Annotated in this window: 18 protein-coding genes; 13 read left to right on the plus strand and 5 right to left on the minus strand. The window is 36.1% G+C overall.

The genetic code is table 11. The features are described 5' to 3' along the window. From K6D58_RS06650 to K6D58_RS06690, 9 genes are all read left to right on the plus strand, one after another. A partial coding sequence (locus K6D58_RS06650; RefSeq protein ID WP_296828848.1) for a Maf family protein occupies positions 1-559 on the plus strand: 559 nt, incomplete at its 5' end. 153 nt (positions 560-712) lie between these two features. Continuing rightward, positions 713-1,582, plus strand: coding sequence for a 30S ribosomal protein S2 (gene rpsB, locus K6D58_RS06655; protein WP_296828850.1), 870 nt, complete (start codon positions 713-715; stop codon positions 1,580-1,582). 20 nt (positions 1,583-1,602) lie between these two features. Then, positions 1,603-2,436, plus strand: a complete 834-nt coding sequence (tsf, locus tag K6D58_RS06660) for a translation elongation factor Ts (protein WP_296828852.1) — start codon at positions 1,603-1,605, stop codon at positions 2,434-2,436. An 89-nt stretch (positions 2,437-2,525) separates the two neighbouring features. Next, positions 2,526-3,065 carry a ribosome recycling factor gene (frr, locus tag K6D58_RS06665; RefSeq protein ID WP_296828853.1) on the plus strand — a complete coding sequence of 180 codons (540 nt, stop codon included), beginning with the start codon at positions 2,526-2,528 and terminating at the stop codon, positions 3,063-3,065. Between the two features lie 58 nt (positions 3,066-3,123). Beyond that, positions 3,124-3,780 (plus strand): polyprenyl diphosphate synthase, encoded by a 657-nt coding sequence (gene uppS / locus K6D58_RS06670; RefSeq protein WP_486389757.1) that lies wholly within the window; start codon positions 3,124-3,126, stop codon positions 3,778-3,780. Between the two features lies 1 nt (position 3,781). Then, a complete protein-coding gene (locus K6D58_RS06675; protein WP_296828857.1) occupies positions 3,782-4,663 on the plus strand; it encodes a phosphatidate cytidylyltransferase in 882 nt (293 codons plus the stop codon). Next, positions 4,663-5,778 (plus strand): 1-deoxy-D-xylulose-5-phosphate reductoisomerase, encoded by a 1,116-nt coding sequence (dxr, locus tag K6D58_RS06680; protein WP_296828859.1) that lies wholly within the window; start codon positions 4,663-4,665, stop codon positions 5,776-5,778. Before K6D58_RS06675 ends, dxr begins: the two co-directional genes overlap by 1 nt. Then, positions 5,775-6,887, plus strand: coding sequence for a M50 family metallopeptidase (locus K6D58_RS06685; RefSeq protein ID WP_296828861.1), 1,113 nt, complete (start codon positions 5,775-5,777; stop codon positions 6,885-6,887). Before dxr ends, K6D58_RS06685 begins: the two co-directional genes overlap by 4 nt. A gap of 9 nt (positions 6,888-6,896) precedes the next feature. Further along, positions 6,897-8,864, plus strand: a complete 1,968-nt coding sequence (locus K6D58_RS06690; protein WP_296828863.1) for a WD40 repeat domain-containing protein — start codon at positions 6,897-6,899, stop codon at positions 8,862-8,864. A gap of 98 nt (positions 8,865-8,962) precedes the next feature. Here the strand turns inward: K6D58_RS06690 and K6D58_RS06695 are convergent, their stop codons facing one another. Then, positions 8,963-10,441, minus strand: a complete 1,479-nt coding sequence (locus K6D58_RS06695) for a glycogen synthase (RefSeq protein WP_296828865.1) — start codon at positions 10,439-10,441, stop codon at positions 8,963-8,965. Positions 10,442-10,477: 36 nt separating this feature from the next. Next, positions 10,478-11,677, minus strand: coding sequence for a pyridoxal phosphate-dependent aminotransferase (locus tag K6D58_RS06700; RefSeq protein WP_296828867.1), 1,200 nt, complete (start codon positions 11,675-11,677; stop codon positions 10,478-10,480). Positions 11,678-11,774: 97 nt separating this feature from the next. Here K6D58_RS06700 and K6D58_RS06705 point away from each other — a divergent pair, with 97 nt between their 5' ends. Genes K6D58_RS06705 through K6D58_RS06720 form a run of 4 tightly spaced genes read left to right on the plus strand, consistent with a single transcriptional unit; the run spans position 11,775 to position 17,084 of the window. Beyond that, positions 11,775-12,491, plus strand: a complete 717-nt coding sequence (locus tag K6D58_RS06705) for a DUF6675 family protein (RefSeq protein ID WP_296828869.1) — start codon at positions 11,775-11,777, stop codon at positions 12,489-12,491. 25 nt (positions 12,492-12,516) lie between these two features. After that, positions 12,517-13,644, plus strand: coding sequence for a mannose-1-phosphate guanylyltransferase (locus tag K6D58_RS06710; protein WP_296828871.1), 1,128 nt, complete (start codon positions 12,517-12,519; stop codon positions 13,642-13,644). 52 nt (positions 13,645-13,696) lie between these two features. After that, on the plus strand, positions 13,697-16,012 hold the full coding sequence (gene metG / locus K6D58_RS06715) for a methionine--tRNA ligase (RefSeq protein ID WP_296828873.1): 2,316 nt from the start codon (positions 13,697-13,699) through the stop codon (positions 16,010-16,012). A 7-nt stretch (positions 16,013-16,019) separates the two neighbouring features. Beyond that, positions 16,020-17,084, plus strand: a complete 1,065-nt coding sequence (locus tag K6D58_RS06720; protein ID WP_296828875.1) for a lipid II:glycine glycyltransferase FemX — start codon at positions 16,020-16,022, stop codon at positions 17,082-17,084. Positions 17,085-17,087: 3 nt separating this feature from the next. Here K6D58_RS06720 and K6D58_RS06725 read toward each other — a convergent pair whose 3' ends face one another. Genes K6D58_RS06725 through K6D58_RS06735 form a run of 3 tightly spaced genes read right to left on the minus strand, consistent with a single transcriptional unit; the run spans position 17,088 to position 20,150 of the window. After that, positions 17,088-19,055: an alpha-amylase/4-alpha-glucanotransferase domain-containing protein gene (locus K6D58_RS06725; protein WP_296828877.1), complete on the minus strand. Its 1,968-nt coding sequence runs from the start codon at positions 19,053-19,055 to the stop codon at positions 17,088-17,090. Between the two features lie 4 nt (positions 19,056-19,059). Then, on the minus strand, positions 19,060-19,602 hold the full coding sequence (locus K6D58_RS06730; protein ID WP_296828878.1) for an RnfABCDGE type electron transport complex subunit B: 543 nt from the start codon (positions 19,600-19,602) through the stop codon (positions 19,060-19,062). Next, positions 19,599-20,150: a hypothetical protein gene (locus K6D58_RS06735; RefSeq protein WP_296828881.1), complete on the minus strand. Its 552-nt coding sequence runs from the start codon at positions 20,148-20,150 to the stop codon at positions 19,599-19,601. Before K6D58_RS06735 ends, K6D58_RS06730 begins: the two co-directional genes overlap by 4 nt. Positions 20,151-20,279 lie beyond the last annotated feature (129 nt).

The following is a 20,279-nucleotide window of genomic DNA, read 5'->3' on the forward strand; positions in this document are numbered from 1 at the left end:
CTGCTGCCAGAATAAGTTTTTCTCTGAGCTGATTCTTATATTTCTCATAAACTGCAAGAGCTTTATTTTTTGCAATCCAGCTGATATTAATGTTATGGATGTAAGCAGCTGGATTGCAAAAAATAAAGCCCTTGCAGTTTATGAGAAATATAAGAATCAGCTCAGAGAAAACCTTATTCTGGCAGCAGATACGGTTATTTGTTTTAATAATCAGGTTTTAGGTAAGCCGGCAGACCGGACAAAGGCTGCTGAATATATAGCCCTGCTTCAGGGGAAAACTCATCAGGCTGTGACTTCCCTTGCCCTTTATAATATTCATACAGAAAAATTAAGTATCAGGAAAGCTGTATGTAACGTAAAGTTTGCACCAATGAATAAAGAAGAAATTGAATGGTATCTTTCTACAGGTGAATGGCAGGGTGCTGCCGGTGCATATAAAATTCAGGGTAAGGCTTCCCTTTTTATTGAAAAAATTGAAGGAACGGACAGCTGTGTTATGGGCTTGCCTCTCTTTGAATTGTATGATATATTACGCGAGCATAATTATTCCTTTTTTTAGGAATGCCGGGTGCTGAATAAAAATGACTGTAAGTCATCTCAGTACTACGAAATCATCCGGACTGCTTAGCAGTTACGAGAATTAAGGTCAGGTGGAAGAATCTGGTCTGAATAAAGTTTTCAGAAAGATAATCTTCCGGTGAAGGAGTTGATCATGGCAGTAGTAACCATGAAGAGTCTTCTTGAGTCTGGAGTACACTTCGGACATCAGGTAAAGCGTTGGGATCCACGTATGAAGAAGTACATTTTTGCTTCTCGCAATGGAATTCACATTATTGATTTGCAGAAAACAATCACAGCTATTAAAGACAGCTATGAAGTTATCCGCAAAGTTGCCGCTTCTGGCAAATCAGTTCTTTTTGTTGGAACTAAAAAACAGGCACAGCAGGCTATTGCAAAAGAAGCTGAACGCTGTGGAATGTTCTATGTAAATAACCGCTGGCTTGGTGGTACACTTACAAACTTCTCTACAATCAAAAAATCACTTCTCCGTCTTAAGAAAATCGAAAAAATGGAAGTTGACGGAACTTTCAATAACCTTACAAAGAAAGAAGTTGCTAACCTTCTTAAAGAAAAAGAAAAGCTTACAAAGAACTACGGTGGTATGAAAGATATGAAGGACCTTCCAGGTGCTATCTTTATTATCGATACTCACAAGGAACAGATTGCTGTAGCAGAAGCTCGCCGCATGGGTATCCCTATCGTAGCTATCGTTGATACTAACTGTAACCCAGAAGGTATTGACTACCCTATTCCTGGTAATGATGACGCAATCCGCGCTATCAGCCTCTTTACTTCAATCATTGCTAATGCAGTAATTGAAGCTGATAATGAACAGGGTCTTAAGATTATCGAAACTCTTGGTGATGAAGATGATGTACGTACAGATGCTTCTACAAAGAGCGAAGATGAAGAAATCGTTGACTATTCTAACTACACTCCTACAGAAACAAAAGAAGAAGATCTTGAAGCTGATAAGAGAGATGAACAGGAATTTGTTGACGAAGACAAATATTCTAAATAATAAAATATCTGGAGATATAAATGGCTGTAACTGCTACTATGGTAAAAGAACTGCGTGAAGCTACTGGCGCAGGTATGTTGGATTGTAAGAAAGCTCTTGCAGATACAAACGGCGATTTTGACGCAGCTGCAAAACTCCTTAAGGAAAAAGGTCTTGCTGCTGTTGCAAAACGTGCAGAAAGAGCTACTTCTGAAGGACGTATTTTCGTTCGTCAGGTTGGAAACAAAATTGCAGTTGTTGAACTTGTTTGTGAAACAGACTTTGTTGCTAACAATGCAGAATTTGTTTCTAGTGGTGAAAAGATTCTTGATGAAGTATTTGCTAAAGGCTATACAAAAGTAGAAAAAGAACTTAACGATATTCTTCTTGAGTTTGCTACACGTACACGTGAAAACATGTCACTTTCAAAAGTAATCGTAGTTGAAGTTCCAGAAAATGCCGTTGCTGGTATTTATGTACATTCTGACTTCAAATCAGGTGCCGTAACAATCGTTAAGGGTTCAACTGATGACAAAGTTAAGGAATTTGCACGTGACTGTTGTATGCACCTTTCTGCATTTACACCAGCTTACATTAAGAAAGAAGATGTTCCACAGTCTTACATCGATGAACAGAAAGAAATCTTTGAAGCTCAGATGGCTCAGGACGAAAAAATGGCTTCTAAACCAGAAAACGTTCGTGCTGGAATCCTTCAGGGAAAAATCAACAAGCACCTTGCTGAAATCTGCTTTGTTGACCAGATGTTCGTTAAAGATGATAAAAAATCTGTAACAGCTAAACTTGATGAAGTTGGAAAGGAAGTTGGAGCTAAACTTGAATTTGGTCAGGTTGAACTTCTTATTCTTGGAAAATAATTTCATCTGAAATAATGGCGGTCTGCCATCAGGCAGATCGTCTTTCTTTTTAAACGAATTACCTGTGTAATTTTAAAGGAGGAATCGGTATGGCAGATAATGAAAGCCGCATGGAAAAAACTGTTAACGCACTTAAAGATGAATACAATACTATCCGTACAGGTAGAGCAAGTGCATCTATTTTTGATAAAGTTCGCGTAGATTATTATGGAACACCTACCCCGCTTAATCAGGTTGGAACAATTTCAATTCCTGAAGCTCGTATGGTTGTTGTTTCTCCATTTGATAAATCTCTTATTTCAGAAATTGAAAAGGCAATTCAGAAGGCAGAACTTGGTCTTAACCCTTCTAATGACGGAAAAGTTATCAGAATTTCAATTCCGCCACTTACAGCAGACAGAAGAAAGGAACTTGTAAAACAGGCAAAAAATACTGCTGAAAACTATCGTACAACTATCCGCAATATCCGTCGTGATGGTAACGATGAACTCAAAAAGCAGCAGAAAGCCGGTGAACTTACAGAAGATCAGCTTAAAACAGAAACTGATAAACTTCAGAAGCTTACAGACAAATATATTGACGAAATAAATAAAGTTTACGAAGCAAAAGAAAAAGAAATCATGGAATAAAACTGTGAAAGATTCATTGGAAAATCAGGAAAACGTTCCTGTTCATGTTGGTATCATTATGGACGGGAATGGTCGCTGGGCTAAACAGAGAGGCTGTATCAGGACTAATGGTCATTCAGAAGGCTTGAAACGTGCTAAAGAAATTGCTAAGGCAGCCAGTGATCTTAAAATTAAGTATCTGACTCTTTATGTGTTTTCAACTGAAAACTGGAAAAGAACCCAGCAGGAAGTTGGTTTTTTAATGAATCTTATTCATGGTCATCTTCTTGGTGAACTGAATTTTTATAAAGAAAATAAAATCCGAGTAAAACTGATTGGAGATATCTCCGGATTACCAAAAAGCATTCAACAGGATATTCTTGAGTGTGAAAAAGAGACCGAAAGTTTTACCGGTACAACAATTAATCTTGCCATTAATTATGGTGGCAGAGATGAAATTATTCGTTCGGTACGTAAAATTGTGTCCTCTTCCGTAAAGGCAGAAGATATTCAGGAATCAACTATTTCTCAGAATTTTGATTTTCCTGAACTTCCAGACATGGATCTCCTTATTAGAACTGGTGGTGAAAAACGTCTTAGTAATTTTATGTTGTGGCATGCAGCATATGCAGAATTGATTTTTTGTGATACACTATGGCCAGATTATAAGGAAAATGAATTTGTCGGACATATAAAAGAGTTTCAAAAGAGAACCCGACGATTTGGAGCAGTTTAATATGAGTAAAGTTATTTCAAGATTAGGCATATTCTTTATTGGTATACCTTTAATGTTATGCCTTGTTTTTCTGAATTACTTAAATCACCTTCCATTGCATATTTTTTTGATTTTATCTTCCCTTTTTGTTTGTAATGAATTATGTAATATTTTTCTTAAAAAGACTTCTTTAATATCAAAAAAGTTAATTATTTTTTTCAACAGCCTTTTACCATTTACAGCAGCACTTGCAGGGGTTTTACCTTGTTTTTCAGATGTTACTTTTATGACTTCAGAAATAATCGTAATTGTTTTTGTAATAGAAGTAATACTTCTTCTGGCTTATGAAGTATTTACTGTAGAAGATTTTGGTGATTCCCTTGTAAGAATGGCTTCCTCTTCATTTATAATTTTTTACAGTGGTTTCCTTATGACATATATTTCCCGTTTTTCAATAGCAAGAATGGGAAATTCAGATATTTCAAACCAGGTAATTGTTGCTTTCCTCCTTATGGTTTATTTCTGTGACAGTTTTGCCTGGTTCTTTGGTGTTCTTTTTGGTAAAAATAACCGTGGTATTGTAAAGGCAAGTCCTAATAAGAGTCTTATAGGTTTCTTTGGAGGAATTGCAGGTTCAATTGGAGCAGGTATTCTTGTACGTTTTATCTGGCCGGAAATTTTTACAGGAAGCATCGTTAAGATTATTGTGACAGGTGCCGTAATTTCCATTACATCTATTACCGGAGACCTTACTGAATCTGTATTCAAAAGGTCTGCAGGTGTAAAAGATTCCGGTGCCATTATACCTGGAAGAGGTGGCGTGCTTGATTCTTTTGATTCACTTTTAATGTCAGCTCCTGTTTTCTATTATTTAATTAAAGTATTTTACGGATTTTCTTTCTAATGAAAAAAAGAGTTCTTGTTTTAGGTTGTACAGGATCAATTGGTTCTCAAACACTGGATATAGCAAGACATTTTCCTGAAAAGTTTGAAATCTGCGGTTTAAGCTGTGGTTCCAATGAAAATGCCCTTAAAGACTTATGTGCTGAGTTTAATTGTCAGGGAAGTCTTTTTAGTAAAGAGGGAATTTCAGGAATTGAAAAGCTTATAAAAAATACAGGGGCAGATATTGCTGTTAACGGAATTGCAGGAGCTGCTGGTCTTGAACCTTCTGTTCTTGTTCTTCAGAATAAAATAGACCTTGCCCTTGCTAATAAAGAAACTGTTGTAATGGCCTGGCCCCTTGTAAAAAAAATTGCAGAAGATAACAACGCAAGAATTCTTCCTGTAGACAGTGAGCATTCTGCTATATTCAATCTTACACAAAAAATCGGTGTTAAAAATATAAGCCAGATAGTAATCACAGCTTCTGGTGGTCCTTTCCGTAATTTTTCAAGAAAAGAACTAGAAAATGTTACTGTTGAACAGGCTCTAAACCACCCTACCTGGAATATGGGACCAAAGATTACTATTGATAGTGCCAGTCTGGCTAATAAAGGTCTTGAAGTTATTGAAGCAGTCAGACTTTTTGATTTTAGCCCTGATAAAGTAAAAGTTGTTGTACATCCCCAGAGTCTCATTCATTCCCTTGTACGTACAAATGATGGTGTTTTATACGCTCAGATTTCCGATCCTGATATGAGGCATCCGATTTATGGTGCCCTTGTCTGGCCTGAATATGAAGAGACTTACCTTGAACCTTTTGATCTTGCTGACCACGAAATGACTTTTTTTAAGCCAAGAATGGATGATTTTCCCCTTCTTGCCATAGCCTATGAATGTGCAGAAAAAGGTGCTGAATATACAGTAGCCTTTAATGCTGCAAATGAAGTAGCTGTTCACGCCTTTATAAATAAGAAATGTTCTTTTCTTGATATAGCAGAAGTTGTCCGGCTTACAGTTAACAATGACTGGTCTGAAATTCCTGATACACTTGAAAAAGTTTATAGTGCTGATAAAAAAGCAAGGGAATGTGCATCTGAAATATTAAAGAAACTTATCCGGAGTAAGCAGGCATGACCATAGTAATAGGATTAATTGCACTTGGTATACTTGTTTTTTTTCATGAAGGCGGTCATTTTATTGCTGCCCGTCTATGCAAGGTAGATGTTGAGGCCTTTTCCATAGGAATGGGGCCTGTTTTAGTTCATAAAAAAATAGGATCTGTTGATTACAGACTGTCCTTATTACCTTTTGGCGGTTATTGTGCCATGAAGGGTGAAAATGATTTTAAGGATGCTTTAGAAAGCGGTTCTCCTGTTATAAGCAATGATAAATCTACATTTTATGGCTGTCATCCTTTTAAGAGACTTTTAATTGCTTTTGCAGGTCCATTTGTTAATCTTTTACTGGGCTTTTTATTTTTTACTGCGATTGCAGGTATCGGTTATGATTATTATACAGCCGGAACAAAAGTTACCATGGCTGATGAAAAATATGAAAACATAAGATCTACAGCCCACGAAGCCGGTCTTGAAAGTGGTGATGTAATTCTCTCTTTGAATGGAAAAAAGGTTGAAGATTTTTCTCAGATTGCTGAATACATAGCTTTTCATTCTGATGAAGATATAAGTGTTGAAGTCTTAAGAAATGAAGAAAAATTAACTTATAACGTTCACGTACTTCTTGATAAGGATACTGGAGCCGGTAAAATTGGAATTATAAGTGACAGTGATTCCCTTAAAAAAAATCATTACGGAGCATCTTCTCCTTGTCAGGCTCTTATAATGGGTGCAGGCGAAACCTGGAATATTGCTTCCTGGACGTTTAAAAGTTTTGGTTTACTTTTTAAGGGAATTAATTATACCAAGGCCTTGTCTGGTCCTGTCCGTATATCTTCTATAATGGGTGATACTGTAAAAAGAGGATATAAGGAAGGATTTTCAATAGGAACTGTTTCTACCCTGCAGATTCTGGCTATTATCAGTATTTCCCTGTTTTTTACTAATATTCTTCCTCTTCCAGTTTTAGATGGTGGACTGATTCTTTTTGCATTAATAGAATGGATTAGCAGACGTAAAATAAAACCTAAAGTTTTACTGTATATTCAATACGGTGGAATTGTTATATTAGTAATGCTGATGCTTTTTGCATTTTTCTGTGATTTTATGTTTTTTTTCAATAAATGAGGATTAAAAATGAAGACATTTAGAAAACTTCTTATTTCAATTTTTTTATTAAGCCCCCTTCTTGTGTGGGCACAGCCATTTATTTCTACACAGTCTCATGAAGGTGCAGTTACATCCATTTTCTCTTTTGATTCAAAAAATTATCCTGATGGAACATTTTATTCAGCAGGAAAAGATGGCTTTGTAATTAAATGGGATTCTGTAGATGGTATTGGTGAACAGTACCAGATTACAGACCTTCAGATTCAGAAAATTATCAGAAACCCTGTAACTAATGATATTGCAGTTTATGAAACAGACGGTGTTTCTACCTTCAGGGTAAGCGTTCTGGATTCAAAATCATTTTCCCGCAGATATACAAAAAGATATTCCAGTGCCGTAAGCATGATTTCTTTTTCTGAAGGCGGTAACTATTTATTTGTAGGAACAACTACAGTAAATGGCATGTTTATTCTTGATGCTAAAACCGGTGTAACAAAAAAACAGCCGTCTGATATTTCCGGAATCATAACTTTTGCAAAATCAGGCCCGTCAGAAAAAACAGCACTGCTTTATTCGTCATCAGGCTATCTTTATTATTATGACCTGGAAAATCTTGGAGTTTTCAAAAAATATTCAGTTGATAATCAGCTTGAACAGATAAGTCTTTTTGGTAACAGCCGTTTCTTTGCCGGTGTAAGGGGAAATCTTATAAGTGTTTATGACGCAGCTTCCGGAAAAAAACTTTTACAGCAGTCTGCTTCAGCTCCACTTTTATGTGCCAGTGATGCTGATGAAGATTCAGAGGGACTTTATTTTATAACTTCTGCCGGAAGAAACAATTCAATTAAAATTATTAAAAGTACGGAGCTTCTTGCTTATTCAAGGGCACTTCAGAAAAGGGATTCAAATGCAAAAACTCCATCTTCTTCTGTAATTAAGACCTTCACTTCCTTAAGGAATAAGGATTCATTTACAAGTGTTGGAAAAGACTCAAGTAAAATCATACTTGGTACAGCCAGCGGTAATATTTATACTGTAAGTGACATTCCGGAAAGTGAAATGTTCACTCTGGAAGCTATTACAGAAAAAATGTACAGAAGGATTTATGACATTTCCAATGACGGTGAAGATTTTTACATGCTGACAGGAGATACTATTTATAAATCTTCTTTTGATACTATGACAATTACAAGTGTTGGACGTAATTCAGGTTATGAAAACCTTCTTCACTACGGAAGCTCAGTAATTTTGTGGACAAAAGATTCACGTAAAAATGTTCAGATAATGGATCTTTCTGTTGAAAATTCTGTTGCTAAACTTCTTTTTACTCCAAAAGCAGAGATTAATAATTTAAGAATCTGTCAGGATAAACTTGTATATGTTGCCGGAAATAAATATGCAGGCCTTTATGACTTTGCTACAAAAAGAAATTCAATTGTCTACACTGGTATTTCAGTTCAGGATGCAGTTATACTGGCAGACGGTACAATGTATGTTGCAAAATCTGCTGTAAGTGAAAGTGATTCCTGTCTTATAAGCGTAAATACATCTACAAAAGAAACTGCGCCTGTAAATTTTGAAGGAAATGTTGTTTTCTCTCTTAGTTATGATTATGAAAATCCTGATTATTTGTATGGAATCGTAATTAATTCCAGCGGTTCTTCTACATCAAAGGTATTTTCACTGGATATTGATTCTGGAAAAACACAGGATCTTCTCAGACTTGCTGATGAAGACAATTCTGCCTTTACGGTTTTATATACTCCTGTAATTTATACTAATCTTGGAAAAAATCAGGTTTATGCCTGCAATGTAGAAAGCAGAAAAAATATGCTTTACAGAAGATCTTCAAGTCTTCCATTAAAGGTTGAACGTATTGGCAGCCGCATTGCAGTTCTTAACAGAAACGGAAGTATTTCCTGGTATACAACAACTTCTCAGGCCGCAGAAACTGACTGGTATCTTACTGTGGATAACAGCTGGTACGAAAGGTAATAATTTTTTACAATCACAGATATTTTTAATTTATTTCTTAAAAAAAATGAGGTGGAACTTTTATTAAGACCACCTCATTTTTTTATTTTTATTAAACCTTAAAATCTGTTACATCCTCTGGCCAGGGCTTCTTTATAAACCTGAAGATATTTTGCAGAAGCTTCATCCCATCCGAATGTTTTTTTCATTCCGGCAAGCTGCATCTTCTTAATATGGTCTTTTTTATTGTAATAAGCCCATACAGCCCATCCTGTTGTGTCATAAACAGCGCCTGGAGTCAGCTGATCAAATACAAAACCTGTTCCTTCACCGGTTTTTTCATTGTAATTATCAACTGTATCTGCAAGACCTCCTGTTCTTCTTACAATTGGAAGGGTTCCGTAAAGCATGGAATATATCTGATTTAATCCGCATGGTTCATAACGGGACGGCATAAGGAAGAAGTCACTTCCAGCTTCAATAAGGTGACTTAAGGCATCGTCATAGCCGATATAAGCCCTTAAATTTGGAAGTTTAGCCTGAAGTGAATTAATTTCCCTTTCACACCAGGCTTCTCCACTACCAAGAATTGCAAACTGAACTTTCATATTGGCACAGATATTGTAAATTGAACCATAAGTTGGGGCAAAAACTTCTGCAATACCTTTCTGGTCTACAAGTCTTGTTACAATTCCGATAAGAGGAATATCAGGATTTACTTCAAGACCCATGCGTTTCTGAAGTTCTGCCTTACATTTAGCCTTTCCGCTTAAATCTTTTGCACTGTAATTAAACGGTATTTTTTTATCGATTTCTGGATTCCATTGTCTTAAGTCTGCTCCGTTAAGAATACCTTTAATAACATCGCTTCTGACTCTTAAAAGACCATCCATTCCAAAGCCGCCTTCTGCAGTTTGAATTTCTTTGGCATAGGTAGGAGATACTGTTGTAATCATATCTGCACAGGAAACCCCTGCCTGAAGAAAGTTTATGGCACCATTGTGTTCAAAACCCGCACCATAATAAAGTCCCCAGTCTATACCTAAAGCCGGGAACTTTTCTTTTCCGTATACTCCCTGATATCCCTGGTTATGAATTGTAAGAACAGAGGCTGTATTTTCAAAACCACAGTAACGGCAGACATTTTTTAAAAGGACTGGAGCAAGGGCTGTAGACCAGTCATGAGCATGAATTATATCCGGATACCAGCCAAGTTTTCTGCATAATTGAAAGGCACCATGATTAAGGACAGCAAAACGGTATGGATTGTCATGAAAGTCAGTTTCTCCTGCAACTCCATAAATGCCGTCCCTTCCGTAGCATTGTTCATGGTCTATAAAATAAACTTCAACTCTTTCTTCACCAGGCATTTTTGTCTTGTATACGGCAGACCAGGTTTCTTCGTTACCTGCTGCAATAGCCATAGGGCCTGGAAGGAGTTCAAGTTTTTTTCTGTCAATTTTATAGTATCTTGGCATAACAATTTTTACATCATGACCTTCTTTTGCAAGCTGAATTGAAAGGGCACTTACCATATCTGCAAGACCGCCTGTCTTTGCAAAAGGAACTGCTTCTGCGGTAACCATAAGAATTTTCATATAACTACACTCCTTAACCCTATGAAAACAAGAGTTCTATTTTTTGAGATCTTTCATTGCCTGAACAAATGCATCCTTACTGTTAAGAATTGTTTTTTCACTTACACAGTAAGCCAGTCTGAGCCAGCCTGGTCCACCAAAACTTGAGCCAGGAGCACCAAGAATCATGTATTTTTTAAGGTAATCGCAGAATGCCATATCATCACCCTTAAAATAATCAGGAGCCTTGCACCACATATAAAAAGCTCCTTCCGGTACAAGGTGCTGGATTCCGGCTTCATCAAGGATTTCCATAAGTTCATCACGGCGCTTTTTGTAAAGGGAATAATCGCATGGTGCATCATAACTCTGAGCAACAACTCTCTGGAATAAAGCTGGTGCGTTTACAAAGCCAAGTACACGGGTACAGAAAATTACAGCTGCAATAAGATCTGCCTTGTCCGGACATGCTGGATTTACACATACATAACCAAGACGCTCTCCTGGAAGACTGAGATTCTTTGCAAAAGATGTAACAACAACACTTGAATCATAGAGAGGAAAAGCTGCAGGAACTTTTACATTATCGTAAACAATTGCCCTGTATGGTTCATCAAGAATAAGATAAGGCTTTCTGCCGCATTTTTTACCATGTTCTTCAAGAACTGCACATAATGCCTTAATATTTTCTTCTGAATAAACTCTTCCTGTTGGATTGTTAGGTAAATTAATAAGAACTGCAGCTGTTTTTTCATTAAGGGATCTGCTGATTGCTTCTACATCAATGGAAAAATCTTCTGCAGCCGGCACTTCTATAAGGGAACCGCCGTAGTTTTTAACATAATGACGATATTCTGTAAAAAATGGGGCCGGAACAATAACATTGTCTCCTGGATTAAGAATAGCCTTAAACAAAGAGTTAAGGGCTCCTGCAGCACCTACTGCCATTACTACACAGTCTCCCGGAATATCTACTCCCTGCTCCATGGAAGTTTTACGTGCCATTGCTGCCCTGCATTCAGGATATCCGGCATTAGGCATGTAACCGTGAATATTCCTGGATGTGTCTTCTGCACATTTTTTTATTGTTTCGATTACTTTTGCAGGTGGATCAAGGTCTGGATTTCCAAGACTAAAGTCAAATACTTTGTCTTCTCCATACTGGGCTTTGAGCTTAAGTCCTTCTTCAAACATTTTTCTGATTACACCGGCACTTTTATTGCTCATGGTTTCTTTGATATATGCTGAAATAGCCATAGTTTACCTCTTTTTAAATTTTTCATTTATATTGTAATTATACATCATTACCTTTGTTTACACAAATAAAGATTACAATTATAATGGAGGAATGACTATGAAAAAGACAGTTGTATTTTCTATATTTATATTAAGTGCTGCTTTAATAAGTGCATCACCTTTTAATTCCAAACTTACTTCTTCTGAAAAAAAGACAATCGAAAGCGGTAAAACACTGCTTAAAAACACTGGTAAAGTAAAGAATATGTGCATTACAGATTCAAATCCCCTTTGTAAAAGAGCCATATCTGTAATGAAAGACCTGGATCCTTCTTATATGGCAGAAGCCGTTCAGAAATTTTCTTATGATGATTATGAAGACCTGCCGGAAATTATGGAAGAAATAATTACAGACCTTGATTCCTATGTTGGAATTCCCTACTGGTCAGAAGAACACGAACGTTATTTTGACCTTTATTCATCAGCAGAACTGCTTTCTGATGTTACTGAAAACGGTGTAAGAACAGTTACTGCAAATCTTAAAATGAGTCCTTTTGGTATCATTAAGACAGAAATGAAGATTGAACGTACTGAAGATTCATTTTATTTTGTTTCTACAAACCTTAATCAACTCAGATATAAGGATAAGATTGACTGCGTTTCTCCAGGTGAACAGAAATCTGTTATTATTGCCTTTAGAGACGGAGATGACTGGATTGTTTATGGCGCAGGTGCTGTTGATGCCCCAAAAATTCCATTTATCGGTGATCGTGTAGAAACTTCTTTTATTAACAGAATCAAGACTTTTTGTAAATTCTGTCTGGACAGAGTTTAAATATTAAATTTTTCTGGAGAATATCATGGCTTCTAATTTTACTGATATTGTGATTCTTGCAGGAGGTTTTGGAGAAAGACTCTGGCCTGCTTCTAAAGCTGACTTTCCTAAACAGTTTCTTTCCCTTCAGAATGGAATGTCTTTTCTGCAAAGTGCAGTAGTACGTTCACTTGCAGTTTCTCCTGCAGGAAAGATTCTTATCCTTACCCGTCAGGATATTTTAAAAGAAATGACCCTTCAGTGTGCCGGACTTAAGAAGTTTGTAAATGAAGCACAGTGGGAAAAGATTTGTAAGGATCTTATTATTATAGCTGAACCTTGTGCCCGCCACACAGCAGCACCTCTTCTTCTTGCATCTAAATATTTGAAATTAAGTGACCCTTCTTTTACACATAATATTCTTGTACTTGCCAGTGATCATATTATCAGCCCTGTAGAAAAATTTGTTGCTGATTCAAAAAAAGCCGCAGAAGCAGCAGAAAAAGGCAATTTTGTTTGTTTTGCCATTAAACCTACGGAACCATCCACCGGCTATGGTTATATAAAAATGGGTCAGTCTATGAAAGAATTGCAAAATCTTTCTGAAGATGTATACAAAATTGAACAGTTTAAGGAAAAACCTGACCTTGAAACTGCTAAATCCTACCTTGCATCAGGAAAATACTGCTGGAACAGCGGAATGTTTGGCTTTACTGCAGACTTTTTTGAAAATGAAATGGCTCTTTGTGAACCTGATGTAGCAAATGCCTTTACTGATTTTACGGAAAATAATCTTCCTTTAGAAGAAAACATGAATGGTATTAAATATATTTCTCAGTGGAAGGCTATGGAAGAAGCATATAAAGGCGTAAAGTCTATTGCTGTTGATAATGCCATTGCAGAAAGAACTTCTAAAGCTGTAGTTGTAAGTGCTGATTTTGGCTGGGATGATGTAGGCAGCTGGGATGCCTTTGAAAAACTTTTTGATAAAAACGAAAATACTGTAGAAGTTGAATCAAAAGACAATTTTGTTTATTCTGATATACCTGTTGCACTTTGCGGAGTTGAAGGTCTTACTGTAGTAATTAAAAATGGTAAGGCTTTGGTCCTTAAAAAAGGTAGCGGCTCACTTATGCGCGAAGTTGTAAAAGAGGTAAAGGAAAAATTAAATTAAAATTTTACCTGACTTTATTAAATTTATTAAAAAATAGGACTGGAGAAAAAAAATGAAAAAGAGAAGACTTGTAACTTCCGCATTACCTTACGTTAATAATATTCCTCACCTGGGTAATCTTATTCAGATGCTTAGTGCAGATGTTTTTGCAAGATTTTGCCGCAGCCGTGAATATGACACTATGTATGTCTGTGGAACTGACGAATACGGAACAGCTACAGAAACCCGTGCTATCGAAATGAAGAAAACTCCCCGTGAACTTTGTGATTATTATTATGGTGAGCATACAAAGATTTATGACTGGTTCCATATTAATTTCGATAAATTCGGAAGAACTTCAAATGACGAATGTACTGAAATTACACAGATGCTTTTTAAAGATCTGGATTCAAATGGTTTTATAAAGGAGCATACAAACAGTCAGCTTTACTGTCCTAACTGTAAAATGTTCCTTGCTGACCGCTATGTACATGGAATTTGTCCTAAATGCGGTTCAACTAAAGCAAGAGGTGATCAGTGTGATGACTGTGGTTCCCTTCTTGATCCTGTAGAATTAAAGGAACCTAAATGTGCAACCTGTGGCTCTACTCCAATTGTAAAGGAAACAAAACATCTTTATATAGATCTTCCTTCTATCAGCGGACGTCTTGATTCATGGATGAAAAAAGCCAGTGTTGATGGTAAATGGTCTGATAATGCAATAAATATAACAAAAGCCTGGATCAGGGATGGTTTAAATGAACGTGCCATTACCCGTGATTTAAAATGGGGTATTCCTGTTCCAAAAGATGGATACGAAAATAAAGTATTCTACGTATGGTTTAATGCTCCAATCGGATATATGTCCATTACAAAGCAGCTTGCAGACGAACTTATTGAGCAGAGCAAGCCATCCTTTGACTGGAAGAGCTGGTGGCTTCCTTCAGAAAGTAAGGAAGCAGAAGGAAAAGATGACGTTAAACTCTTTCAGTTTATCGGTAAGGATAATATTCCTTTCCATACAGTTATTTTCCCATGTACTCTTCTTGGTTCAAACCATGACTGGACTAAACTTTATCACATGTCATCTACTGAATATCTTAATTATGAATCAGGAAAGTTTTCAAAGAGCCGTGGTGTAGGTGTTTTTGGAACTGATGCAATTGAAACAGGAATTAAAGCTGATGCATGGAGATTCTATATTTTCTACAATCGTCCGGAAAAACAGGATTACCAGTTTACATGGAAGGATTTCAGGGAAAAGTATAATGGAGAACTTATTGGAAACCTGGGAAATCTTGTAAACCGTACCCTTCTCTTTGTTTCCCGCTATTATGATTCAAAGATTCCGGAAGCTCCTGTTGATGAAGAATTATGGACAAAAATCCGTGAACATGAAGCTAAAATTACAGAAAGTCTTGAATGGGCAGACCTTAAAGATGCCCTTCATGAAATTTTTGCAATTTCTGATATAGGAAATAAAGCTTTCCAGGATGGTGAACCATGGAAGACACGTACAGAAAATCCTGAAGCAGCAGCAAAGCTTATTCATAATCTCTGCTATATGATAAAAGACCTTATGATTATGGCTCATCCATATATGCCTCAGTTTACAGAAACAATTCTTTCTTATTTTGGAAAGACAATCAGTGAACCTAAATTTGGTGAAAATCCTGTTGCCGGTGGATTAAACTGGAGCGATCTTGGAAAGACAGAAGGCCTTTCTACTGTTACTAATCCTGCTGTATTCTTTACACCTCTTGATCAGAAAACTGCAGATGCCTTTAAGGAAAAGTTCTCAGGTTCTCAGAAAGCAAGGGAAGAAAAAAAGAATAAGAAGGCAGAAAAAAAAGCTGCTCCAAAAGCTGAGCCTGTATTAGCAGAAAATCAGGCAGAGTTCTTTAACAAAAATATTGAACTTGTAGCTGCTAAAATTATTAAGATTGAAAACAATCCTGACAGTGATAAACTTTATGTGGAAACTCTTGATGATGGAAGTGGAAAAGAAAGAATCATTCAGTCTGGATTAAGGCCATATCTTAAGAGCGAAGAACTTCTTGGAAAAACAATTGTTCTTGCTGCTAATCTTGCTCCAAGAAAAATGCGTGGAATAGAAAGCCACGGTATGCTTCTTGCAGCTGATTATAAAGATGAAAATGGTAAGGACAGGGTTGAACCACTTGATGTTTCATGGGCAAAACCTGGTACTAAAATTGTACTTGAAGGCAGTGATGTAAATGCTGTAAAACCTGAAGAAATATCTGCTGATGATTTCTTTAAGGTACAGATAAAAGTCTGCAACAAGGTTGTAAAAATTGACAATGTCAAACTTCTTGCTGATGGTAAGGAAATTACAACTGTTTATACTGTAGACTCTGAGGTCAACTGATACTGCCATGCAGAAAAAAAGATTTCTTCAGGAAAAATTCTGGTGCGATTTTAAGGGACAGCATGGCTGGAACCCTATTTACTTTGATGATGGGAACTCTCACATTTCTTTAATGACAAGAGAGTTTTCATTAAAAGTAAAGAAATTTTCCATTGCCTATGTTCCAATGGCACCTGAATATATTGGCAGTCATTCTTTAGAAAATGACCTTGCATTTTTTAACAATGTAAATCTTCTCTCTCAGAAAATTAAAGCTTTACTTCCGGAAAATACCCTGTGTATCAGATATGATTTTCCTGTTGATTTTTCTGATACTGAAGAAAGGGATAAATTTATAAAAGCTTCCCCTGCCCTGTGTAAAAAAGCAGGATGTAAGGCTCTTAAGCACAGTAAAATTGCTGTACAGCCGCCTGATACCACTGTTCTTGATCTGAGTAAATCAGAAGAAGAAATTATGGCAGGCATGAAAAACAAATGGCGTTACAATGTAAGGCTTGCTTCTAAAAAAGGTGTGGTAACTGAATGTTATGACGCCGGCCACAGTGATTTTGAAAAGTATTTTGATATTTTTTATTCCCTCTTTGAAACAACTTCCCGTCGTGATGGGGTAAGCTTTCATGGTAAAAAGTATTATATTGACCTTTTAAAGAAAAGCGCAGAAGATAAAAACAATCCTTCTGTAAAACTTTATCTTGCCAGACATGAAAATGATTATCTTGCAGGAATTATTACCCTTTTTTGTCAGGGGGAAGCTGTTTATCTTTATGGAGCAAGCGGTAATATAAAAAGAAATCTAATGCCGGCTTACCTTTTACAGTGGACTGCTATTTGTGATGCAAAAAAATATGGCTGTCCAAGCTATGATTTTTATGGTATGCCTCCAAGTGATGATCCTGATCATCCAATGCACGGACTGTATCTGTTTAAGACCGGTTTTGGTGGAGATATCATTCACAGACCAGGCAGTTACGACTATGTTTTAAAAAATAACTGGTATAAACTTTACTGTCTTGCAGAAAGATTCAGGGCCTGGTGGCACAGGGTTCTTTTAAAAAAGATTTCAGGGCGTTAATTTTTATTTTTTATTCTTTTTTACGCTTATTACGCTAAGATTGATATTTTTTTCCATTTCCATTCCCGGACCAAGGTCTACATTCCAGTAAAGGGATGTTACAAGGGTTCGGGATGTTTTTTTGCATTCCTGATCATTATCAGTTGGTCTTGAGAAATCAATTATTGCAGAAGAAGCATTACATTCTTCATTTGGTTCAATAACAAAGCAAAGACCGCTTTTTTTATCCTTAACAAGTATGTTTGAAATATTTTCTTTTTTAAGACAGATACAATCGTTTACACTTTCTTTCTTAGTACCACCCTTTTCAAGAAGTTCAAGGGTATACTGAAGTTCGTTGTCTGATAAAGCAAAATTTGTCTGAGTAAAGTTAAGTTCTGATACAAAATTGCCTTTTAATGAAAGCGGACTTTCATTTTTAAGTATGTACTGAACCATAAAGCCGCTGGAAGTTACGGTAAAGCTTTTACGCAGGGACACAGGCATTTTTAATGATGAATAGATACCCTTGCCTTCAAGTAAAAGATAGAATCTTTTAGTATCAATCTTTTTTTCTTCAAAGAGAGTCTGGCTGAAGACCTGGGAAGTTGTTTTCTTTTCCTTTATGTATGTTTCAAAATCGTTATCATCAAGAAGGTGTTCAACAAAAAGACCTCTGTTATAAAAATCACGGCATCCATCAAAGTTTTCCAGGCGGGAAAGGCTTGCTGCATAATTATAAAAGGAAACTATAGAATCAAGTTCTTCTACAATACCACCTTTTCTGTCAATTACAGCATTAAGATTTTCCATCTGGAAGAGATATTCATTAAGACCGTCTGTGTTATAGTCATAAGAAGTAAAGGATTCCTGGAAAGGCTGATTTTTACACTGCCGGATTAAAAGTTCTGCTTCATTAAGATTTTTATAGGCATTCTGTCTTTGTTCTGCTATTGCAGGACTTCCTGAAGGAACGTTTATAAAGTTATAGCCGCTTTGAGCCTGCCATAATTTGTCACTGGCTGCATGTTTTCTAACCTTATCTCCTCCATGACACTGAGAAATAAGCATGCTTATAAACATCATACGGTCACAGAGTTTCTTATTTTCTGTATAGGTATTAAGATAATCGTGAATGGTTATTGGAAAACGGGATTTATTTTCACTTTTAACAAAAGCTTTTTTAGCCCACTGAGCTGCTTCAAAATTCATTCCTGCAGGAATGTAGGAACGTATAAAGGAAGTTGCCTTTTTTAAGTAAACTGCAGGCAGTGTAAAAAGAACATCTGTCTGGTCTTCCTTATCCAGCAAAGCTGTCAGATACTTTCCTGCGTCACTTTTTATAAACTTAACAAAGTCTGAGAATTTAAAAGGAAGAACGGCTATTTGATTAGAAGAATTTTTATCTGTAACAGCAAGTCTTTTTACGTAATCTTCCCCACTTTCATTTTCCAGAGGTAAAAGATTTTTATAAGAAGAAATTACTTTAAGGGACCTGCCCTGTTCACTGACAATTAAAGGCAGATAGGATGATTTATTTGAAGGAATTAAAGTACTGTCCAGAATTATATATTCCATTCCGCAGGACTGAAAGGTAGAAATTAAGGAAGGATCCCAAATATCATAAAAAATAGAAATACCTGTAGGACGTTTACCTGTAATTTCCCGTAAAGTAGTTGTAAGCTTTTCTATCTGACCGCTTCTGTCTACAGGAAAAAGAAGGGGAAAAACTGGAGAATAATAACCACCGCCTAAAAGTTCAATTTGTTTTCTTACTAAAAGTTCCCTTAATACTTCGATTACTTCCGGATGAGTTTTTTTTATCCAGCTTAATACAACCCCGTTAACAGATAAGGTTACCGGAAAAGAAGGATGAGAATAGAGAAAACTTACTGCTGTTTTGAAGTTCTGCTGATAAGCTTTTTCAATTGTCTGAACGTCCTGGTAACAAGCTTCTTCAGAAGAAATCTGTATACAATAATTAAGGGCCATTACTTTATGCTTTATCCTGTCTTAGAATTCTATACCATTTCTTCATCAATTTAAAGAGCTTTCCTTTGTCCTGAAGTGATTCTTCTGATTTTTTTTGTCTTTCCATTAAAGTTATAAGTTTTTTAGGACAGGATGACAAACATTCTCCACAACCATCACAAAAGGCTGTAATTCTGGCATTATTGTTTACCAGCTGAATTGCATTTCTTGTACAGCTTTTTATGCAGCTGCCAAAACCAATACAATTATTTTTATAAATACCACCCTTTTCAAAACTTTTAAAGTAAATCCAACAGTCTTTAATTCCTGAATATGTAAAATCAGCAGCTTTGCCCTCTTCACTTTTTATGATGGCAACTTTTTTTGCTTTTTCTGCAGGTGTTTCCTGAATTGTAGAAAGAACGTTTTCTTCAAGTCTTGAAAATACAAGGGAAGATGTATTTATATTCTGGGCTTTTAAAGAAGGTATGAGGAAAAGAAAAATAAAAAACAAGAGGGCACTGATAACTATTAAAAATAAAAACAAAAATAAAATAGAAACAATCATTTAAATACCTCACTGTTCAGCCATGAAGTGTTCCACCATAAACTTGTAATCATAATAATGGCAAAGGTAATAAGAACAATAAAAATATCCATTGGATTTTTACCGGTTGCAGCTGCCCTTTTTCTGATTGTATTAATAACAGGAACAAGAATAAAGAAAGAAAGTACGCAGGCACAGGAAATTATTACGCATTCACTTAAAGAATTGCTTTCACCCATAGCCAGAATTATTGAAAGGAAAGAAAGGGCATATTCAGCTGTACTTGTTCTTGTACTTAACCTTAATATTGTTTCGATAAAGGCAGAGATTGTAAGAAGAATTAATACCGAGATAAATGGAAACATATCCTGAAGATTATTTTTTCCAAGCAGATAAACTGAAAATAAATAAGACAAAGATGAGGTGGCACTGACAGTACACAGCATCTTAAAAAGTTTTATAAAATATAATCTTGGACTCTGAGAATAAAATGTAAGTCTTGAAAGTCCAATTCCGTAAATAAATACAGCAGAAGACAGCAATGTATAGAAAATTATGGAAAAAAGCATTTATTCCTCCACTTTCTTTATAATAATGAATTTATCATATACAAATGAATAAACAAGGACTACTACGGCAAGAAGTACAATTGCTCCTGGAACAGAGGCCCAGAAAACTCCTGATGCATATTTGTCAGA

This window comes from Treponema sp., assembly GCF_024696245.1.
GTDB lineage: Bacteria > Spirochaetota > Spirochaetia > Treponematales > Treponemataceae > Treponema_D.